This window comes from Vibrio azureus, assembly GCF_002849855.1.
Classification (GTDB): Bacteria; Pseudomonadota; Gammaproteobacteria; order Enterobacterales; family Vibrionaceae; genus Vibrio; species Vibrio azureus.
In genome coordinates this window covers 755444-777411 of sequence record NZ_CP018617.1, presented here as the reverse complement: position 1 = coordinate 777411, position 21968 = coordinate 755444, and the positions used below count along the sequence as shown (strand labels likewise).

Sequence of the window (21968 nt, the reverse complement as noted above, 5' to 3'; positions counted from 1 at the left end):
ATATTGAAGCAGCGTAACACGCTGCTTTTTTTAAATACACAAACAACAAAAAATTTAATACATTCGAAATGGATAGGCAATTGCCATACAGATAACGACTTTTAACAAAGGATAGATAGTTGTTATATCATCTACTTACAAAAGATGATTACAGGAAGTATGAAAGTACTGAATACTATAAACCTGCTTCTTTTAAGAATGACGGTTTTATTCATCTCGCTTACAAAGAGCAAGTCCAAAAAATCCTTGATTGCTTTTTTGTTGGTGTTAATGAGGTGTATCTTCTTGAAATCGATATAAACGCTGTAGCCCAATCACTAAAAGACGAACCTCCAGCAGGTATTGTAGATAATGGGGTGCTCTACCCTCATTTATACAGCCCGCTATGGAAGCAAGCAGTAGTTAAAACGATAAGGTTAGTCACAGACTCAGCAGGTGCGTTAAAAGCAAACTTATAGATGTCTGAATCCTTCATGACTACTTTACTGTTCTTAACCATCATGCGTTAAAAACAAAAATGCCAGCAATTACGCTGGCATCTGTCTCTTAATTCCATTCGGTAATTATCGATAAAAGCCGATATCTTTTTGCATATGCGCTGAAAAATCTTCTGCGTAGTACTGACGTGGTGCCTTTTCCGTAAACAGAATGTCAACCAAGTGAGCAATCAATCCTTTGAAGTTAACCGAATAGGTTTTCTTATCCATAGAGGTTGGTAAAGCGATATTAGTCATTTGCATTGCTTGTTCCATGATTGCCTCTCTTTTAAAGCCTTAATGAGTTTTGATGCTTGTATGTTAGACACTTTTTAACTGTTCAAGAAATGACAAAAACTACCCACTCGCATTACATTTTCTTATGAAACAACCTTGTTACATACAAGGGTAATAAAAAATCAAAACAATAGAGTTTTTATTCAAAACAAGGCATATCTGATTGAATAAAGAACATTTATCAGTTTATCAACCCTGAAAAATTAACATCAAATTAACTTAAGTTTTTTTAAGTCTCTGTGCTAGCTTCATTTACTTTAGGTTCTCATTAGGAATAGTTAGTCCACTTTCATTATTACGCTTGGATTTATAAACTGAAGCAATCACCGCAATCGACATAACACTGATTAAAAACGTCAGAGACCAAGTGGTTGGAATGGCGTATTCAGAACCAACTAAAACCATCTTAATACCAATAAAAATCATAATGATGGACAGTGCAGGTTTCAAATAAACAAACTTATCCAACATCGCCTGAAGTACAAAGTACAGTGAACGTAAACCAAGTAACGCGAACACGTTTGCCGCTAGTACCAAAAAGGGTTCTTGAGTCACCGCAAAAATGGCCGGAATAGAGTCAAGCGCAAACATCACATCCATGACCGCAATCACCCCTACTACAACCAACATAGGAGTCGCAAACCAGCGCCCTGCTTGCTTCAAAACAAGGTGCTTACCATGGAACGCTTCCGTTACAGGAAGAAACTTACGAATGAAGCGTTCAGGGTAAGGGTTTACCGCTTCTTCATCCCCTTTATCACGAGCCAGTTGAATACCAGTCCAGATAAGGAAAGCCGCAAATACATACAGAACCCAATGGTATTGAGCCAATAATTGAGCACCTACACCTATCATGATGGCACGCAGCACCAATGCCCCAATCACCCCCCAAAGTAATGCTCTAGGGCGTAACGCTTCAGGGACTTTGTATTGCGTAAAAATGATGGCAAACACAAATAAATTGTCGACACTCAGGGATTTTTCTAACAGGTAACCCGTTAAAAATGCCACGGTCGCTTTTTCATTCGTGTAGCTGCTATACGGCGCATAATGAGTCCAGAAAAAATAAATAGAAGCAGCAAAAACAAAGGCTAACAGAAACCAAAACACGCTCCAGGCCATGGCTTTCTTCATCGTAATTGCGCCGCCACGGGTTTGAAAAATGTCTATCGCGACCAGAAGTAATGTAAATAAGCCAAATGCACCATACATGAATAAAGAATCGTGAACGACCACAGGTGGATTGACGGCAAGGGTATTTTCTAATAAAGACATGGAACCTCCCGAGCGGAAGGTGGACAAGAGTTAGACCTTCCGCAGACAATAAAAACCAGTACCTGAACATCATTCAGGCACGACTTAAAGTATGCGTTGGTCTCGTTGGAGTGCCTGACCAATCTTTGTGGTGGGCACCTTTACTTACCGGATAAGCGAATGCTTAACGAGATGACGATAAATAAACTTACGCTAACTACTCCCCAAACGGCGCTATCATACGCCTGCTAACGAACATCTCCAACAAAAATTATTTATCGTTCTTTGTCATCGTTCTTAGTGAGCAAATGAAGGTTACTTGGGTATATCTCTTTTGCTCTAAAAGCCATGTAAGGGCAACAGGTAGGCAAGTAACAACCAAATAGCAATCAGAGCGATAACAATAACGATGTCAAGCCAATCTCTGTCCCACATTTTTCTCTCCTCTCCTGTTACACCAGTGTGAGGATTAGGCAAAAAAGATACCAGTTGGATCAGGCCTAGCTCGCTCTAGACCAAATCACCTGAGAAGAGATTCTGTCAGAACCGTTGTTTTTAAGGATAAAACCCTGTTGAAGACCCCATTGAAGTAAGCTGATTTAAACAATCGGGGTTATCGGTGAGTAACTCTATAAAACAATCGGCCATGGAAAGCGGGCTCACACATCCTTCCCCTTTCATATGAAGCATCGCATCATAGCCCTCTTTTCCTTTCATGGTATAAGCAGATGACGTCCCACGATACCAGCGTTTATCATCAATTGGGTGCCATTTATCCTGTTCAAAAATTGTCAGATTTTCAATTCGCTGGCCCTGTTCAGCCTCTTTGTTATATTTAAAATCAAGATTGTAAACATAAGGGAAACTGCCTGTCCCCGTTCCTTCTACACCATTGTTTAAAGCATTATTAATTGCACCTTCGAGCGCCAGACGGATCATTTTTCCTTGAATTTCATAACAGCCAATTGGCACCGCAAACGGAAGCAATCGGCCTGCAATGTCAGCAACGGTAATATTTCCTGAATTGAGAGAAGTTCGAACACCACCTGCATTATGAATCGCAAATTGAATGTTATGTCCACGCTTGTTCAAACTGTGTAAAAATGATCGAGCAACAGCCGGAGCCAACTCACTGCCACCTTGCTCATCAGGTATTCTGACATGCCGTAACGTTTTGTTACTATGAGCGATAACTTGAGACTGCAACTTACGTACTTGAGGTATGTATTTATCATTCAGAATCGCTTGAATCGCCGGATGTTTTTTACAAATTGTCACGTTAGGCTGACGATGAATGAAATCACAGGTAGACTCGAATTTACGTTGATCCAAAGTGGTCGTCATCGTTGAGTCCCAAAACAGGCGACGTCCAAGCAGTAATTCATTCTGACCATTTAACATGGTCGCCTTACCTTGCTGATCAAACTCAAGGGTGCAATGTCCAAGCGCCAGTGCATGATAACCAGCTTGGACGACATACGTTCCATTAACTTCAACGCCATACCGATCATCTTTACTTAAACCAATCGCACTAAAATCACCTTGAAGGCGATGACTGTGCCCGCCCACAATAATACCAATCCCATCCACTTTTTCAGCAAGTTCTAGATCACTATCGTAGCCTAAATGGCTAAGCAAAATGATCTTATTGATCCCGTCACTGTGGATTTTTTTCACCGTGTTTTGTGCAGTCTGCAAGGCAGAAATAAATGGGGTATCAACGTCTGGGTTAGCAATATCACTCATTTTATCAATTGATAGACCGAAAATTGCTACGGGCTCATCATCAAACGTTTTAACGATATACTGAGCGCTTTTGCTGTCTGGATCGTAACTGTATACATTTGAGCTTTCACTGATCCGATGTTCCTTTTGTGGTAACTCATGAGTGAGGTCCCAGTTGCCCGCTAAAAAGGGAAATTGAATCCGCTGACAAAAGCGTGCTACAGGCTCATTGCCCATATCTAACTCATGATTGCCCAAAGTCATAGCATCAATGTTTAATGCGTTAAGAAGATCGGCATTAGCGACCCCTTTAAAAAGAGAAAAATACAATGTTCCCTGAAAACAGTCACCCGCATGTAGAAATAACATTCCTTGATTTTGACGATGTGCATCCTCACGTAATTGCTCGACTCGCGTGGCAATACGAGCAAAGCCTCCAGCACTAACGTAAGGCTCAGCAACCTGCTGCCCGTCAAGATTGAGCGCAAGCTGTAATGAGGTAGGCTCAAAGTAGGAATGGGTATCATTGATGTGTGCCAGTTTGATTCTGACTGACTTATGATTTTTCTTCATTAGCATCTTCTCTTTTTAATTGTTCTTATTATTAGAGCTTAATCATGACAGAATCATGAATGTTATGAAACCGAGAATTTCATGTTTCAACAGAGTGTGATGTTAATTGGCCTAATACAAGTAATTCATAGAGCCAAGTGATGACACAGTGGTTCACAATAAAAAAACTTTATAACCAAATAACTTGGGTATACAACCAAAGCATATACCCATGTGACTTTAAGGTGCTTGCTTCAGAGCGAGGTCACTGGACACAGTATCTTGAGGTTACTTGGGTATATACTTAAATTAAGTAACGGCAAGATTTTCGACAAAAACACGTATCATGGAAGGTGCCAATGCGGCTTGAGCGAATTGAAATCTCTGGCTTTAGAGGAATTAAGCGTCTCTCACTCTCTTTTGACGAACTCACCACATTGATTGGGGAAAATACATGGGGCAAGTCTTCTCTGTTGGATGCCCTGTCACTGGCTTTGCCTGCAAATGGTCAGCTTTATCAATTTACGATGACAGATTTTCATGTCGATTATTCAATCTCGTCCCCGCAATCGCAGCATCTGCAGATCATCCTTTGCTTTAAAAGCCTAGATAAAAATGAAATCAATGCTGGTCGCTATCGACGTATCCGGCCCATTTGGTGTCTTAATCAAGATAATGAGCACATTATTTATTACCGTCTGAGTGCTACACGGCTCGGTAATACAATCACAACGAAATATGCTTTCTTAGATACCCAAGGCGAAAACCTATTACTCCATGATACTGAACGATTAGCAAGAGAATTGATGACTTTGCATCCTGTTATCCGTCTGCAAGATTCTCGCCGCTTCCCTCAACCACTTCATATTAGTAATGAAAGCAAAAACGCTCGAATCGAAAAGCGTATTAATAACACCTGTCGACGCTTGATCGCTATGCCCGGGCACGTTAACAAAGGCGAGGTACGCAGCAGCTTGTCTTCAATGCAAACCCTTATAGAGCATTACTTTGCCTTTCGGAGTCTAAAGAAAGGCAACCCGAGAAAGCCTAGAGACGGGCTATTTTATACAAGCTCGCCCTCTGATAAAGGTTTAGCGCAATTTTTAAAAGAGACTGACAACAAGCAAACACGACTCTTGTTAATGGGGCTACTAAATGCTTATCTTCAGGCCAAAGGGCCCAATGAATTGCGACGCTGTGCACGACCGATATTGATTATCGAGGATCCCGAGGGGCGTCTCCACCCTACTCACTTATCGCGTGCTTGGGGAGTGCTTCAACGTCTTCCCATGCAAAAGATACTCACCACGAACAGTACACTCATGCTTGGTTCCGTGCCGTTGGCTTCCATTCGTCGCCTTGTGCGCCAATCAGAAAAAACGATAGCCAAGTCAATGAATGCCAAGCACTTCTCTGAAGACCAACTCCGTCGAATCGGGTTCCACATCCGATTTCATCGAGCCGGTGCTTTATTTGCTCGCTGTTGGCTGCTTGTCGAAGGGGAAACAGAAGTTTGGTTATTTAACGAATTAGCTAAACAATGCGGTTATGACCTCGCCGCAGAAGGCGTACAAATTGTCGAGTTTGCTCAATCGGGCTTGAAGTCTTTAATAAAAGTGGCCGAAGAGTTTGCAATTGATTGGCATGTTGTCACCGACGGTGATCCCGCTGGTAAGAAGTACGCTCACACCGTTCGAGTTCATCTAGAACACGAAAACGATCGCCATCGTTTAACTGAACTGCCTGATCAAGACATCGAACATTTCTTATACAACAATGGCTTTGATTTATTCTTTAAAGACCTAATCAAAATCCCACATAGCCATCCTATTCCCGCGAAAAAAGTCGTCAGTCGAGTATTAAAAAAACAAGCCAAACCCGATCTTGCACTCGCAATCGTGTCATTTTGTGAAGAAAAAGGAACAGAGTGTATTCCTTTATTACTACGTTGGACACTGAAACGTGTGGTCAGCATGGCCAATGGTAATACCTAAGGATGAGTCTCAGTTGTCTATTCTTTACCACGCCTGAGAGCTAAGGCCATCTCGCCGAACACACCGCAATGCCAACAAGATACTTAGCCTTGGGTATATACCCAAGTGACCTCAAGATGCTTGATTCAGAGCGAGGTCACTGAGTCGAATTCAAGGAAGACAACGAAGCGGAATAGCAGGCTCTTTCTCATTTTTGTAAGAAGAACGGTTGTCTGACGAAAGAAGTCGGCTCAGTGACACGCTCCCAAAGGGCGAGTGCCCTTAACTCTCAGGCTTTGTTAACGATTCTCAATGTAGAACGACTATATCTTCGAATCGTTGCCGCGCCTGAAAGTTAAGGTCATCTCGCTGAACACAGCATCTTGAGGTTACTTGGGTATAATTTAACTAAAGTAAATACATTTCATACCAAACCAATGAAATGTATCCTTTAAAGTTACTTATTATTAATTTGTATCAATTTAAGATAAACAGTTAATAGAAAAATAATGAAACGGAGCATCCAGTTTATTGACAAATAACAGAAGTTAGAATAAAAATTATAAACAACATTATATATTATTCTGGTAATCATATGCTCAGAAAGTCGTTAGCTGCAACACTAATACTGTTATCTCTATTATTGATATTTTTTAAATACACAAATAATGACAAATTAAATAATAAAACTGTAAAAAATGAAGAATCTCGAAGTAAAAAGAGCTTATCAACAAAAGAGTTTGATATAAGTAACGAAAAAGAAGAAAACTTAAAACAACGCTTTAAAAATATCATCGCTAAAAGTTACGAGCAATCAATAAGCTATCCAAAGTACTCTATCAAAGTAATAGACAATGAAAGTTATTATTTAGATTCTAATCCGGGCTACCGTGTCTCTTTACCAATATCAGAAGACGGTTTATCTATCAGCTTGCATTTAGATAAATATCGATATTTTGACTCTGATGTAATGAAGTTAACCATTACGACGCCTATTACTATGTCACAGGTGAAAATTTCAGTACAAGATATTGATAGTGATGAGATTTTATACGTTGATGAAACCGTGTCACAAGAGCTAAGTATTCCAGTTGAATCACATTGGGGAAATGAGTTACGTATCATTGCAGAGGTTCAGCTCGAGCAAAACAACACGAATATGCCACGAGATTTGTCTAGTACTCAAGAGGGCAGCTATGAGGATCTACAAGGCGCATTTGATTTTACAGGCCCTGAAAAGATAACCTTAGTCGCCGACGCCTATCATTTATCCAGCGTTGGACAAGTTTCTCACCTTGGAACACCCTATCCTTTAAATGAAGATATCATTATTCCTATTTACGTTACCGTCATAAAAGATGGTTTTTATGAAATATTGGCAAACTTAAAAACCAACAATAAAAATATTACCGCTTTTTTAAGAAACAGAAGCCAGTTATTAACTGGAGAGAATGAAATATTTTTAAAAATTCACCATAGCGTTTTAGAAAGGACACAACAAAATTATCAGCTATTCAATATTAGGATAAATAAACTTTCTACTTCTCCTTATGAAAAGAAAGAATATGGTAAAGAATTAAAAAATGAACATGACATTGGTGTTATTTCAAAAGACGATTTGATAATTAATAACCATACAATAAACAGCCAGGAGGAAAATTCACTATCTTTAATTAAATCCATATCAAAATAATATTAAAACAAAATAAAACACCCAAGTCACCTAAAGAACATTGGGTATAAAACACACACAACATCGTTATAAGGGCTTATATGAAGACTTTGATTTATATTTTATTTTTTATTAACTGTATAGTGGCTCAATGTGCCTTTGCTATACCATTAAATGAAATTAAAATTATCGCAATACATGGCTTACAAAGCGAACATATTACCTCTAAACCAACACCTGAAGAGCTCGTTTCAGACACTGCCCATTATTGGCAGTCTTACTGGGCTGAACAGGCTGATGATTTTATTAACTGGTCTTCATCTGAGAGGCTTCAATCTGGCGTCATAACTGGTTATATATGGCCAGAACTACAACGAATTTCTCAACAAGGAACCTGTGAGGTCGGTTGTATCTTTGTCACTCACTCAACAGGCGATCTTGTTGCTAGGCTCATCTTGGAACACCAAGAGCTCTGGTTATCCGCAGTAGGTTATAAACCTCTAAATATTCTTGCGACTTTTGATTTTTCTGGAGCAGGAGGTGGTACTGAGCTTGCTGACATAGTGATCAGCTCTGCCTATGGAGATGGCAACGCATTTTACGACTTTATTATTGAAGAATGGCTTGGTGAGGCGCCAGGGCCAGATAATATTGGTATTATTAATGACATCAGTCCAAGCAAAGCCAGAAATTACCTTCGCTATCCTTACAATCGCATACCAAGATTGAGGATAATTGGTGGTGGAAGTGATTTTGCTAACTTAACCAGTGGGTTATTACCTGGTAATGATGATGGTGTTGTCGCTTTGCATTCTGCCTGTGGCTCAGTCAGCGTATCGGCTTATGACAGTTGTTCACCGGATATCGATATTGATGGTGAATACAGTGTTGGCCACTCTTATGTTAGGGAGTTTTTACCTAATCACTACCCTTTGATCATGGCGGATGGTTACAGCCATGAGGAATTAGTTGAAGCAGATATACCGACAACTGACGAATATACAGCAATGAGTATTACGATACCGGACGACGAGAAAACCCTGACGATTACCACGGAAGATGTTAACTGGATGGGCAACACTTATCGATATGTTGTTGGCTATGAAAGTAAGACACCTTCTCAGTTGATTGGCGGTATTTTTAGATAAGATTTCAGTACAGAAACCAATATCAAAGGGAATATCAAAGTGCATACCCAAGTGATTACAAGCCACTTGGGTATTGTGGTCCTTATTCAACTCAATTACTTCTTGATTCCTTCAACGTAGAGCTCCATATCGACATAGCTTGACGCCCCCATCACAGGTATCTCAAAATCGGCAAGCTCAATACGCGTTTGACCAGAAAATCCTGCGCGTTCCCCTCCCCAAGGATCGTTACCCGCACCAATAAACTCGGCCTCAATCGTAATTGGCTTGGTCACACCGTGTAAGGTTAAATCACCAATTACATCAAGCTTACCATCACCTTTATCGACCACCTTGGTACTGTTGAACGTCGCTTGCTGGTATTTCTTAGCATTAATGAAATCGGCACTGCGGATATGCTTGTCACGCTCAGCATGGTTTGAGTCGACACTGCTGGTATCCACAACGACGTTAACTTTTGAGTTAGCAAGATTCTTCTCATCAAAGGTAAAATCACCGCTAAAAGTATTAAAACGACCTTTAGTAAAACTGTATCCGAGGTGGCTTACGATGAAGTTGATAGAGGCATGTGCCCCTTTGGTATCGATGACGTAATCTGCAGCGTTTGCACTCAATGGCAACGCCGTAATCAAGGCTAATCCTGTAGCAATCAGTGACTTTCTCATTTTGAAGCTCCTAACATTTTTTTAAATGTGTTGTCTTTATCGATGAAATGGTGTTTTAGAGCAGCAATCGCGTGCAAACTGACAACAATCATCAGCGTTACTGCAGCATAAAAGTGGATCTCTCCTGACACATCAGACTGCTCAGGAAAAAGCTCCCCTGCACTGGGAACCGTAAACCAATTAAAAACCTCGATACCACGTCCATCAGACGTAGAAATAAGATATCCAGAAATAAAAATTATGGCCAACATGACATACATCAGCACATGAGCAGATTTCGCTAAGACAATTTCATATCGTTTGCCTTCTATGCTCGGAGACGCAGTGGTCACTTTCCAAAAGACTCTAAAAAGGATCAAAACGGACAATAAAATGCCAACAGAACGATGATAATGGGGAGCAAGCTGATACCATTGACTGTAATAGCTTAGGTCGACCATCCATAGGCCAACGCCGAACATAATGAAAATAACTATCGCTGAAATCCAGTGCATCAAGCGCGCCGGAAGATTATAATTTTTTGTCATTTCACATCCTTGTATTGCCCAAATGATTCACCCCAAAAGGCCGCTTAGGGTATAACCCCTACTACCGAATCCTCGTTTGAACTACCTGTACTTGTCTAATAAACAAGGTCTTAACAATAATTGGAACTCAATCGATATTACCCGAAACACTCATCACAATCTATATTTAAGTTATCTAATAAATACATGGACTTATAATAAATTATGGCTAATTTAATGGTGAGTTCTTATTACCAGAAGACTGAATAACATCAATTTGTGACGCACTTCACTACCATGCTTACAGAAGTGGCCCCCAATTTTCGGACATGACTTTAAGTGATTGTTCTGTTTGTATAGTACCTAAAAGGATGGGAAAGGACGCTGGGTCGACAATGTTTTCATCGAGCGATTATGGAGAAGCCTGAAATATGAGGAGGTTTACTTAAAAGCTTACACCACGCCCCGAGAAGCAGGGCTTGAAATCGGCCACTACATGATGTTTTATAACGAGGAGCGTAACCATCAGGGACTCAATGACCTCACCCCTGATGAAGCCTACTTTGGTAGGCAGAGATACGCTGCATGAGCTGGATCAACCACTTAAGAAGTTAGCTTATGTTTCCAACCATTGAGGTCCACCTCTCTAAGATATTTTCCCAGATATCTAAACCATTATAGGTTTCTAATCTATTGAATTAATAGCCATTAGTTTATTTAATGGCTATACAACCTTAGTTCTTGAATTGATTGACAGGTACGGCAATCGCGTTGTTCTGTCCTTTCATCGCCTTTATTTGCTCGTACTCTACTAACTCAGAACAGGTATGAAAAACAGTGAATACTCCGTCTTTTGGTAATTCCGGTCGACTAAAAGCAAAGGCAACTAAAACCAGATCCAATATTGGTTAACCTCAGAATATGAGCACAAGGGCATCCGTATAAATGGCGAGCATATCTTAGATAAGCCAATTGCATTAAACCGAGGCCAACAGCTACGTTAACTTACCAAGGATAAATTGAACAAAACATTATTTAAAGACCCATCAAACTAGCAAGATAGTGCTAAGAAATGCCTCACTTACTGTGAGGCATCTTATTCACTATGTTATGGCCATAACACGGAATATTAAGCAGCATCTAAGCCTCATGACGCTGCTTGATATCCAGATCGCAGTGCAGAACTAAGCGATGTAACAGCACGATTAAATGCCATCTCCAACTCTTTTGGCGTGCTATTACGATCAGCCCTAACCGTTTGTAAATCCTTTACGCTGAACCATAACTCTTTAGCAGTTTCATTGTTAAATCCAGATCTATATTCTTGGAATATCTCTGATCCACCATCTGCCATCTGTTCAAAGAGCTGATTAAATTCAAGGTGATGTTTTTGTACCCAGTTCCCCCATTGCTGAGAGTCATTTATCGAGTTAAACATATCTTGTAGCTGTTTGAAGTTTAGCTCCTCAACTTCCGTTACCGTCTCCCCCAATAAAGATGCCCCTATTATTGCTTCTGGATCTTCATAACCTTGTCCAACATCACGAACAGTCAAAGGCTGCGACTCTAATGTTTCAACTGTTATTTCATAACGATCTTCGCCCTCATGAACATGTCTAACTATTTTAATGAAAGAAGCTAGAGCAGTTCCAAAATAGCCTGATACTTCACTATATTGTCTCAAATCGCCATTATTCATACTCTTTATAACGGTATCGATATTGATACCTGCACCAGAATCAAACAATAAGACATCTTTAGGTATCGCCTTGCTACTTTGCAAACTATTTTCCCATACAGTACCTTTAGCGTGATCAAGTACATTCCCATCACGGCCTGAAGCAAGGAAAAGTGTATCACTTGGACGTCCCTGTGCTTGTATCAGAGAGTGAGGCGCATCTAGATCTACTGCTGTGCTCACTCTAGGTTCTAAATCTGGATCCGAGGCTGCTAATTTTTGTGTATCGATATGAGGTGCATCTTCTGGTAGCGGCGGTAGTCCATGTTTACCTAACATTGGATTTGGATCATAAAAGCGGCCGCGCATCATATCACTTTTCCTGAACTCCATCATGTTAGCCGATCCATGTTCATAGAAGACAGCTAAGGAATGAGTTGTATCAGCATCGATTAGCTGACCATCAACTATTTTCGCCATCCTTATCTCTATTTTATTTAACGTGTTAAGCCCGACAGTACCATAGACAATCCCAGATTCTCTACCCGGTTGTAGTTTCAGTAATTCATTCTCAAAATCCCCCGCCAGCGATGCATCATATGGCCCCATTCTAGCTGGATCCGTCACATATGAATAAGCCTCATCATAATTGACTTCCTGAGTCCCTTTTTTATGAAATAAAGACGGTGGAATTTCTATCTTTTGTTTATTCCCTACAGCACTGTTACAAGATGCCATTTTTACGGTAACTTCAGGTGGCAAGCCCATATCAACAACATTTTCCGCGAGTTGTTTAGAACTCATTCTTTTGGGAGCAAGAAAGCCTCCCGCATTATATATATTTGTTTCACCCGGTGAAGAATGCCCGCTAATATACAGTGTACTGGTCTTATCAAGATCAGATAAATTGGTTTTATCTATTGTATATAAGTATCGATATTCTGGCGCCAATGTGGAATTGTCAGCTGGCCCATAATTCTTAGTAAGAATGCCTTTGAATTTCTTAACCTGAGCCGAATCTTTAAATACCGGAACATATAGAGGCTTATTTTTTTTCTTTAGCCCTTCGAGCAAAGGTATTAACCTATCAACGACTCTTTCTTTATCTATCAAGGGGAAATAAACATACTTTTTACCGCCAGGCTTTATATAGGGTACGAAACCACTCGAAGTTTGAAGATCTGTAGAGGTAACTAAATTACCGTTAACTTGGCGAGTCGCAGTACCGACAGGATCAAAACCTTCCGCAGCAAGTTTAGGTGCGTCATCTGTCCCTAAAATCTGATAATACGATCGATGCGGAATATAGTCGTTCCATAAAGGGTTTGCAAAAAACGCATCTACTGATATTTCTTTATTTCCACTGTATACTTTCAAGTATTTTCTGATATCAGGATGGTGTCTATATCTATATAATAATCTTATTTCTGTGGCAGTCACACTATTACCTTCAACACCTTGTTTTTTCGCTATTTTCCCAATAGCAGTTTCTAGATGATCAACACAAAAGTGGACAGTTTTCTTCCGTTCAAAAATCTGATAAAGCAAGCCAGCTTTACTCGTTCTTTTCCAAAGCCTATTAGCTCTTACATCCCCTTCTAATGCTAAATAATCTTGCTTTTGTAATGGCGGATAAGAAGAGGCAAACTTTTTAAACCCCAATCCTCTTTGGCCGTCATTTAAATCGTTTAAAATTTCCGCATCAGTTCTCGGAATGTCAGGTTTAACCTGTGGACCATAAACTGCGTCTGTTAGTGGGTTTTGAATTAAAATATTATCCTTCTTACCCGTGCGTCTAGGGAAGAGAGCAGGGTCTAAAGAATCAACACCCGGTGTTCTGTCTATCGACAGTCCAAAAATTATATCGCCTGGTTCAAAGTTGTCGCGAAGTGATTTATTTCCAAACCACGTTTTGACCCACTTGCTAATACTGCCAGCATTTTGCGAACGCCAAGCCGCCTTTTGAGCAGGCGTACCTGTCGTCCATGCTCCCTTAGTCTTTATTTGGAACACTCCACCTTTCACTCTTCCTAGAACGTCAATACCTGTGCCACTAAGGCTAAATGGCCTTGCTATTTCCTCAAATTTTTGTTGAATCCCTTGGACTACAATATTTCTCCTTGGGTTCGGTACGAAACCGTCCCTAGTTTGAGAATGACCATCAACCGGGTATGCAGTATTGTTCCCCTCTCCCACATTAGGAGTCCTACCACGACCATCATCTAAAATACGATTCGCAGATCCTCCTGATGGTACCTCGCTACTGTGTATTTCTCTTTGAGTGGTGCTTAACTTTTTAGTTATATCGCCAAAAGTCACCTCTCCGTCACCTATTTTGGTTAGGCCTTCTTCAGGGAACATAGAGATTTTCAGCGTACACCTGGGCTTGGGGTTATTGGCTAGCTGATCCTGCCAGCCCAAAACTTTCTTCACTCGAGCTAAGCCGCCGGAAATGGGTTTGCCCAAACCACCAGGAGAAACACTCACCCCTGCCAACTCAGGAAACCTGCTTCCCAAAGACGGTCCTGGAAATAACCCCGTTCTTACAACAAAATTCACACCGGATTTTGTTGTCGTAGCTGCTGCATCTTGTTTATAGAAAATCCCTTGCTGAGCTTTAGGCTTGGGGTCTTCTACCCATCCAACATAAACACCTGAATCCCCGCCTGTTTTATTCACTATCTTTTGTTCTGAATGTACATCTAGGTAGGTCAGTACCTCATCTTGATTATGGCCATGAACATTGAGTGGCTTGGCGCCTGCTCCTGTATCCGAAAAAAGATAATTTCCCTTCGAATCTTTCACTGCATAGGCTTGATTGGGTCCATTGCGAATAAAACCACCTGGAGCATTATGAATTTCTGCTTGGGATTCTCTCCAAACCCCAACATCCAAATTTACAACTGTTGCATGCTCAGCATATGAAGGTTCTTGTACGATATCGAGATCATCCAGAGCACTACGTATTTTAGCCAGCTGATCATCTATCTCTTCCCTGAGTTGCTCCGCTGCATCAGAACCCAGTTTAGGCTTCCCCCCCCCTGAAACATCATCTATATCCTGACCTTGTCTTCTCAAACCAGTCAAGGCATCATCAACAAATGAACTGGCATCACCTAAAGCTCCGCCAGCCTGTCGTGCCGATTTCAGCGCCTTTAACGCCTTGAGAGCATCACCAGCACTAGACACTAGCCCTAGCGCATCCAGAGGAGCTAAAGCAAGAGGAATGAGTCCACTAGCCCTCTCTTCGGCCGAATCTCCCTCAACTAAAAGATAAATCCCTTCGGCAAGTCCTACACCAAGGCTCGCAGCATCAACAATCATTGCAGCCCCAGTGATGCCTGCTACTACAGCAGGTGCAGCGCTGCCCCCACTCACGACGATCGCAGCAACACTGAGTGCAAATGCTGGAACGGCCAATACACCGCCGACAACCTCAAGCGCTTTCTTTGTATTCCACTCTGCATGGGAAGTCAGCTGTGCATCAGCATCTTGCCTAAGCCTCTGCAAGTTTCTTCTGCCAATGGTATCGAATATATTATCCTTACCATTGAGAGGAATATGATTTAGGTCGAGATTATCAGCGACCTCCCTTTTAGACACGCGATAATTCACACTTGTGAATTTCGTACCGTGATAACGATCTGAGTGCGTCGCGAAATCGTTTAATGTCCTATCTGGAGTATCTCCACCTGGTAGAACGGGTTGTTTATCATATTCACTCATGTGTGAAAGTATGAAGTTTCTATTCGCTGGGTTACTGAAAAATCGATGAAGGGATTGTTTGCTACCAAATTCGATAAGGGCCCCATCAGATTGCAGACTAACAAGGATGTGGCGTTCTCCTTTCTTTATCAGCAACATACCTTCCAGAGGGAAATAATCATCTCTCTTCCCCGTCAGTCCGGGTAAGGAGACTTCGACCTCAGTTGATCCATTTTTCATCTCTTGAATCAAGACTTTTCCTTCAGGACTTAAACTTCTGTTACGCTCCGCTGAAGAGGCTAATCTGTCAAATGTCGCTTTGAGATGATCAGAATAATCTGAGAAATGCTTTTCTTCGAATTCATTGATTTTACCTTCAACCAGTCTTTGCATATCAGTTTTAACTTGAGGACTGTAAAGCTTTTTAAACAGCTCTTCTCCATCTAAACCTTGGTATCGAGCCGGTAACTGATAATCACCCGCTACTTCCACAGTATGAGAGCCTGTGATCCCTTGCCAATAACTTTCACCAAGCGCTTGGAGTAAATCTGTCTTGACTATATGACCGCCTCCACCATCACCGATTGATGATACAGCCAAACGATGAAATATTCCCTGACCGTTCATTCTATTGTGCACTGTATTTTCTGAACGGTAGGGGAAAATTTCTTTCCCTGCCACAGTTAAGGTTCTCCCTCCAGTAGTTACATAGCGGTGAGCGGCGACATCTTCCAGGATAGATTCCATACCGCTAGCTGTACTACCGTCCATTTGGTTTGCTAAACTAGCATGTGATAGAAGAAATTCATGATTACTTTTATTGCGGACAAATCTATCAACTTTTTCATACGAATCAAAAACTCGAATATTTCCGGGTGGCATTAAGCTAATCATAATATGCTTATTACCATCCGTGATAAACAACATGTTCTCCAGTGGGTAGTCGCCTATTTTCGGCTTAATAAAGAAAGGTAAGGCCTCTGTCGAGGTCGTAAATTTAGGCGGATTTAATGCGCTTTGCAACGTGTTCCTTACATACTCTCGATCACCCTTATTTGTCATGGAATCAACCAAGGAGGTTGCGCGTTTTTCTAATATTTTACCGTACTTTTCTGGGTCCCAATTGACATCATCACTCCCTAGCTCAGCCTTATTAACTGAATGTAAGTAATGCTTGCCCATTTTTTGTTCTATCAACCTATAATAGCTGACATCCCAAGTCACCTTTTCCAGCTTTTCAACTTGGACTTTACGACTATCCCCCTCACTGGGCATAGTATAGATATTTGCGGCTGGAAGTTCGGGATATTTATATACGTATTTGACTTTTTCAGGCTCTGATATACCACGTTGTGCCCAATATTTTTTGCCTATTGTAGGGTGATGTAAATCTCCTAAAAGCCCAGCCATTTTATGGCTTCTTATAACCGACCTTTCGTAAGCAAATAGACCGCCATGAACCGTAATATCTTTAATTTGCTGCGCTTTGGTATAAACATTGCCATTGGGGAGTGTTTTATCTTGTAGCCCATCCAAATAGAGTTTTTCTAGCTGAGCCCCGTCTTCATGCAGAACTTCAAGATCTCCATTTCGATATTGAAGAATCTTTGACAGCACTGTCTCTTGGTCAAGCTCTGGATGATTCTTAACATAGAGATCTTCACTTGGCAGCAAAGGTATCTTAAATTCATCAAAACTTGGACGCTGATAGATTTCTGTTGTTATATTTTTTACTCGAGTACCATGTTCACCATGTTCACCATGTTCACCATGTTCACCATGTTCAAATTCTGACTCAAATGCGTGCTCTGACAAGGTATAGATTATTTTATCATAAGGCCTTATGCTTGCTTCTTTTCTCGCCCTAAGCTCAGTAATGATCCTTTTATAGTCCTTAGGAGAAATATTATTTCCACTGATCTTAAGATCGTTTTTAATGGCATTCATTTGTGCGATGACGCTATTTTCGAGGATTTTGTCTCGATAGGACTTGTTACTCATATTATTAATTATCGAGCGTGTTTCAAAGCGAAACTCATCATTAATAGTCATTCCCCGAGGACCGCCTGTATTTGGCTGTCTAGCAATAAAGTCCTCTTGTTCAATAAAGGCACTAAACTCCTCTTCACTATACGCTAGAGAGTACTCTACTAAGAACTTATGGTAATCAATCATAGGTTGGATAAACTTGTGCTTGGGAAAATCAGAGCCATAAATGTTATCTAAGATATCCTCATCCATATCGGTCAAATGAGGACGGAAAGCGCGCAAGGCATCACGGAAATGACTGGTGTCATTGGAGTCAGCAGCTTGCTTCAACAATGAAATAACCTCAGCAAAAAATGCTGATTGTTTGTTCCCTCTAGCTTGCGCCGCCATTTTCTCCATTCTATTGAGATTTTTTTCAAGAAACTCTAATCGACCATCAGTGCTATATATACTTCTGATCTTCTTATAAAATTTCACCTTTACCTGCTCAATATCACCCTCGAAGCGCGTATAAAATTTATTGGTTGCTTTATACCTAGCACGTCTGGATTTGCTCTGATAGTTCTGTTCCCCTTCAGTTCCACGATGACGAGCATACCGAGCTAAAGAGACCTCTTTGTCTGTAACATCCTCTTGTTCATTCCAGTTATCTTGAGCATCAAACGGCTTGATGTCATCACTCCAGATATCATCTAGGCCAGTCCAATAGGCTTCCCTTAAGACAGGTTTCTCTTTCCTATAACCGTAGAAAGCACGCCGATAATCGTTTTCGGTTACGAACTCTTTAGTTCCCGAGGCTCTCGAAACATGTTTCTCAACCCATTTAGGGTCAGAAAAGTAGAACGTATCTCCTAAAGCGTCGGTGTGATCGACCCCACTAACAAGGTGTTCATTCATTGGGTCACCATCTCCCCTAAGAATGAAAACCTCACCATGAGCATTGACTATTGCTGGGTTACTATGAAGACCAATATGCTGCACTTCATGAGCCAAAGATATTGTGGGATCGCACTTAAGCCAAGATCGAGTCTCAAGGTCATCTGTACTTGATGTGAACAAAGTATTCCAAGGATCGAAATAAATGGTCTTTGTTAAAGGACTGGCGAAATTAGCATAATATTCTTGGCCATTTTCATCAGTACGCAAAGGCTCTCCTGCACGGTGAGGGCTGATGGTGATCCCTAGCTCATTCATTGTTTCCAGAGTATTTTTCCCCTCTGGGGTCTGTTGTAGGGTTTCTAGGTGAGCTCTAACCTTGACTCGGTATGCTTTACTTCCGCCCAATTGTATTCCTTGGAAATCAGGGCCAGCGGCTTCAGTATCTGCATTGTCAGTATCAATACCAAGACTACCGCTTTCAATACTTTCGTTGCTCACTTCCTCTGCAAACAAGGGATCCCACTCTTTAACCAGTCCCTGCTTTTGCCAGTCTCGCATTTTTTCATCAAAGCTTGCCGACATTTCTTGTCTAAATTTAGCCTGCATTTCGGCTAAATCATCTGGGAAAGACGTCTCCTGAGTCGCAATCATTTCATTGATAACTTCTTCAGGCAGTACTCCCTCCATTTCTGTCCTGAACTGTGTCTTCATTTCCTCAAATTGCGCTTTGAGCCCGTTAGAGTACTCCTCGTACGCTTGAGCCAGTTTTTCCTTATACTCTGGTAATTGAATGCTCTTGAAATCGGCTTGAGCCTTTACTTGCATAACCTTGTTCACTGCAACGAAGGCGCCAGTTACCCCACCTTCTATTGCTAAGGTCTTGAACCACGAGTCCATTTTAATTTTATCTTTAGGGTCTACGATTGCATTATGTGTATAGGCACTCATCACAACCGCGCCACCGACGGCTGTTTTGATTGGACGAGGCACAAACGACATTGCAGCCTTAAAACCAAGCTGCTTAAGTCTATTATTTACGACATCTTGCACCACTTTATAGGGGTAATCCTCTCCTGGCATCACACCATTTTTTATCTGGCGCACCTTATAAGGAATAGTGAACGAAGCAATAGCCGTCTTAACCCCAGCTTTCACCGTTCCTTTTACTAAGGTCACGTTTGCCCCCGCAGCAAAGTCAACACCACCTTCAATCACAGCATAAATGGCTCCACGACCCACCTGCTTCTGTCCCCATTTGGTCACAAACTCAGCGAAAGATTTTTCTTCCGCGAGATGCTGCTCTGGCGTCTTCGGCAGAATGGTCTTTTCATCACGTGCATACTGCCACTCCTGACACATGCGTGTTGCAAATAAAATCCCTTTAGGATCCTCTTCTGAAACCACAGCTTTTAATAATCCGTCGTTTTCCAGCATTTGACGTAAAGATTCAACTTCCGGAATATCATCCTCCGGCATGATCTGTTGTGCCTTTATTCCCCAGTGCTTGGCGACTTTTGCATGTCTGGAAAAAGGTTCGAGGCGTTTACCTGTCAAAGAAAGAGCCTTAAAATCGAGGTTATCTAATTCGCCTTGCCCAGATAGGTTAGCAATGCGAGTTAGATCAATAATCTTGCCTAATTCTTCTTCTGTAAAAGTCGATTTATTTCTCGTAGCCTGTTTAACTTTGTCTATCTGTCCCTTTAAGGACTTATAAAACTCTGGCACATCTATTACTTTGAGTTCTTTATCCAAAAGATCCTGCCCCCAGCTAGACAGATCTCTTTTTTGTGAATCAATAAGCTGACGCATCAAATCTGGCAACTCATCAATTTGTTTAAGGATGTCATCTGACGCTTTAATCGCCTTATCACAACTTTCCCTAAATGCACTTTTTTGAGTTGCTTTGTCCATTTTGCTAAGCGGATCAGCTTGATTTTGTCCGCTCGCTTTCCCGGTTACCATGTCGTCAATAGTAAATGTAAGCCCAATATCTTGCATAGCCTCTGTGGTAAAATCTGCGTCCAACGGCTTATCTTTCTTCAGATGAGTCGCTGCTGCTTGCAAGGGGTTAAAATCATACTGCATACGCAGTGCTGGCTGCTGCATCAGCCAATACATACTGCGGACAATGGACTTAACCTTCTGTTCTTCGCCTGATAATGTTGAGGGGGCACTAATGGTACCCGGCCAAAGAGCAGCCATTTTTTTATAGGGGACATCTCGCCAATGACCAGCAACATGTGAAGCCATCGAGGCTTGCTGTGGCAGCTTTTTCAAGGCGCCTAATGTATCCGATGGCAATTTTCCCAAAGCCTTAGTGAGCGAGCTCATCGCCTGACTCGCTTGACTGTTGGAATGTTTAAATATAGCGATTACTGTCTCGGCAAAAGTCGGCTTCTGGGTAACTGTAAATGTTTCATATCCCCATGCCTTTTTCGGATCTTTAAAGCGTCCAGCATTGCCACGAAACTCCTTTGCATTAACACGAACAACTCTTTGGATATCGCCAATTATCTCTCTAGACATAGAAAAGTGATTGGTATTTGATACCTCTCTATCATACCTATCCATTTTTGCCCACAAGCTGCACAGTTGATTATTACTCCTGTTAAGCTCATTCATAACCTCGGTGCGCTGCATAGTGAGATGATTAGTCATTAGCTTCTGTCCCCAAGAGCTACTGAGTTGTTTCATCGCCCGTCTGTGCTCATAGGTAGAAGTACCATCTTTATTTTGCTTCTTGAAAAAGTCATTTTTCTGCAAAAATTCATTGGTAACGTTTGCGTGCCATTGTGATAAATCACCAATACGTGCATTCATCTGCCCTAGTTTTAGCGCCTCATCAACGGCTTTAATACTGGTTTCGATATGACGTGCGATTTGGTAGGCTAAGCCTCTATTCTTAGGCTTAGATTCAAGGCTGTCCCACCCTTCAAACTTATTGATGTACAACTCAATCTTCTTGAGTGTATTTTCGTCTGGCCCCAGATAAGAGTCTTGACTATCTCGTGCCTTCCTTATCTCTGCAATCCTCTTCTCCAAAGACGGCAACATCTCTTTCTTAATAGAGATAACTAGCTCGTTATAGCCTTTCTCGATAAACTCCTCGGCCTCTTTTATTTGTGCTTTTTTTGCTTTTTCATCCAAGGAGGCAAATACCGTCTGTAAAGGCAAATTGACCTTAGCTATACTGCCATAAGGTTCGATTTGCCATTCAGCCCCCAATCCCGATAGGTTTGCAAGCTTTTGCTTCCGAAAACTCTCATCACGAAGCATATGCGAAGGATTAAATAATTTGCCCCCATTTTTATCTGCTGTTCCAATTCTAACTATTTTTTTACCCAAAGCCCCCTTGGCTGAAGAGTTATCTATAGTCTCTTTTTTGGATGGTTTAAAAGAATGAGAAGAGGTGACTCGAACTGGTGGAGTTGGCATTGATTGCATCCGCT

General features: G+C 41.3%; 11 protein-coding genes and 1 pseudogene. 5 read left to right on the top strand and 7 right to left on the bottom strand.

The window, feature by feature from the left end:
* Positions 1 to 119: 119 nt before the first annotated feature.
* Positions 120 to 458, top strand: coding sequence for a DUF952 domain-containing protein (locus tag BS333_RS17085; protein WP_021711420.1), 339 nt, complete (start codon positions 120 to 122; stop codon positions 456 to 458).
* A 105-nt stretch (positions 459 to 563) separates the two neighbouring features.
* Here the strand turns inward: BS333_RS17085 and BS333_RS17080 are convergent, their stop codons facing one another.
* The 3 genes from BS333_RS17080 to BS333_RS17070 form a co-directional block, all read right to left on the bottom strand.
* On the bottom strand, positions 564 to 752 hold the full coding sequence (locus tag BS333_RS17080; RefSeq protein ID WP_021711421.1) for a hypothetical protein: 189 nt from the start codon (positions 750 to 752) through the stop codon (positions 564 to 566).
* A 273-nt stretch (positions 753 to 1025) separates the two neighbouring features.
* On the bottom strand, positions 1026 to 2048 hold the full coding sequence (locus tag BS333_RS17075; RefSeq protein ID WP_021711422.1) for a TerC/Alx family metal homeostasis membrane protein: 1023 nt from the start codon (positions 2046 to 2048) through the stop codon (positions 1026 to 1028).
* 534 nt (positions 2049 to 2582) lie between these two features.
* Entirely contained in the window at positions 2583 to 4331 is a 1749-nt protein-coding gene (locus tag BS333_RS17070; protein ID WP_050568082.1) for a bifunctional metallophosphatase/5'-nucleotidase, read from the bottom strand.
* A 332-nt stretch (positions 4332 to 4663) separates the two neighbouring features.
* On the opposite strand from BS333_RS17070, the gene BS333_RS17065 reads away from it, so the two are divergent.
* From BS333_RS17065 to BS333_RS17055, 3 genes are all read left to right on the top strand, one after another.
* The gene (locus BS333_RS17065; protein WP_021711424.1) at positions 4664 to 6298 is read left to right on the top strand and encodes a DUF2813 domain-containing protein; all 1635 of its coding nucleotides are present in this window, start codon (positions 4664 to 4666) and stop codon (positions 6296 to 6298) included.
* A gap of 574 nt (positions 6299 to 6872) precedes the next feature.
* Positions 6873 to 7970: a hypothetical protein gene (locus BS333_RS17060; protein ID WP_021711682.1), complete on the top strand. Its 1098-nt coding sequence runs from the start codon at positions 6873 to 6875 to the stop codon at positions 7968 to 7970.
* A gap of 80 nt (positions 7971 to 8050) precedes the next feature.
* Positions 8051 to 9097 carry a hypothetical protein gene (locus tag BS333_RS17055; RefSeq protein WP_021711683.1) on the top strand — a complete coding sequence of 349 codons (1047 nt, stop codon included), beginning with the start codon at positions 8051 to 8053 and terminating at the stop codon, positions 9095 to 9097.
* Between the two features lie 95 nt (positions 9098 to 9192).
* Here the strand turns inward: BS333_RS17055 and BS333_RS17050 are convergent, their stop codons facing one another.
* Together BS333_RS17050 and BS333_RS17045 are read right to left on the bottom strand one after the other, a co-directional pair.
* Complete coding sequence (locus BS333_RS17050; RefSeq protein WP_021711684.1) at positions 9193 to 9762, bottom strand: YceI family protein; 570 nt, start codon at positions 9760 to 9762, stop codon at positions 9193 to 9195.
* On the bottom strand, positions 9759 to 10289 hold the full coding sequence (locus BS333_RS17045; RefSeq protein WP_021711685.1) for a cytochrome b: 531 nt from the start codon (positions 10287 to 10289) through the stop codon (positions 9759 to 9761). The genes BS333_RS17050 and BS333_RS17045 overlap by 4 nt, the downstream gene beginning before the upstream one ends.
* A 349-nt stretch (positions 10290 to 10638) precedes the next feature.
* Between BS333_RS17045 and BS333_RS17040 the strand changes: the two are divergent.
* Positions 10639 to 10857 (top strand): annotated as a pseudogene (locus tag BS333_RS17040) (integrase core domain-containing protein); the annotation flags it as partial.
* Positions 10858 to 11002: 145 nt separating this feature from the next.
* Here BS333_RS17040 and BS333_RS22110 read toward each other — a convergent pair.
* Together BS333_RS22110 and BS333_RS17035 are read right to left on the bottom strand one after the other, a co-directional pair.
* Positions 11003 to 11170, bottom strand: a complete 168-nt coding sequence (locus BS333_RS22110) for a hypothetical protein (protein WP_156007142.1) — start codon at positions 11168 to 11170, stop codon at positions 11003 to 11005.
* Positions 11171 to 11415: 245 nt separating this feature from the next.
* Entirely contained in the window at positions 11416 to 21954 is a 10539-nt protein-coding gene (locus tag BS333_RS17035; RefSeq protein ID WP_021711686.1) for a hypothetical protein, read from the bottom strand.
* Between the last annotated feature and the right edge of the window lie 14 nt (positions 21955 to 21968).

Excerpts from the sequence above, each read along its gene's own strand:
- BS333_RS17080 (WP_021711421.1), bottom strand. The coding sequence starts at position 752 with ATGGAACAAGCAATGCAAATGACTAATATCGCTTTACCAACCTCTATG.
- BS333_RS17075 (WP_021711422.1), bottom strand. The coding sequence starts at position 2,048 with ATGTCTTTATTAGAAAATACCCTTGCCGTCAATCCACCTGTGGTCGTT.
- BS333_RS17070 (WP_050568082.1), bottom strand. The coding sequence starts at position 4,331 with ATGCTAATGAAGAAAAATCATAAGTCAGTCAGAATCAAACTGGCACAC.
- BS333_RS17065 (WP_021711424.1), top strand. The coding sequence starts at position 4,664 with ATGCGGCTTGAGCGAATTGAAATCTCTGGCTTTAGAGGAATTAAGCGT.
- BS333_RS17060 (WP_021711682.1), top strand. The coding sequence starts at position 6,873 with ATGCTCAGAAAGTCGTTAGCTGCAACACTAATACTGTTATCTCTATTA.
- BS333_RS17055 (WP_021711683.1), top strand. The coding sequence starts at position 8,051 with ATGAAGACTTTGATTTATATTTTATTTTTTATTAACTGTATAGTGGCT.
- BS333_RS17050 (WP_021711684.1), bottom strand. The coding sequence starts at position 9,762 with ATGAGAAAGTCACTGATTGCTACAGGATTAGCCTTGATTACGGCGTTG.
- BS333_RS17045 (WP_021711685.1), bottom strand. The coding sequence starts at position 10,289 with ATGACAAAAAATTATAATCTTCCGGCGCGCTTGATGCACTGGATTTCA.
- BS333_RS17035 (WP_021711686.1), bottom strand. The coding sequence starts at position 21,954 with ATGCCAACTCCACCAGTTCGAGTCACCTCTTCTCATTCTTTTAAACCA.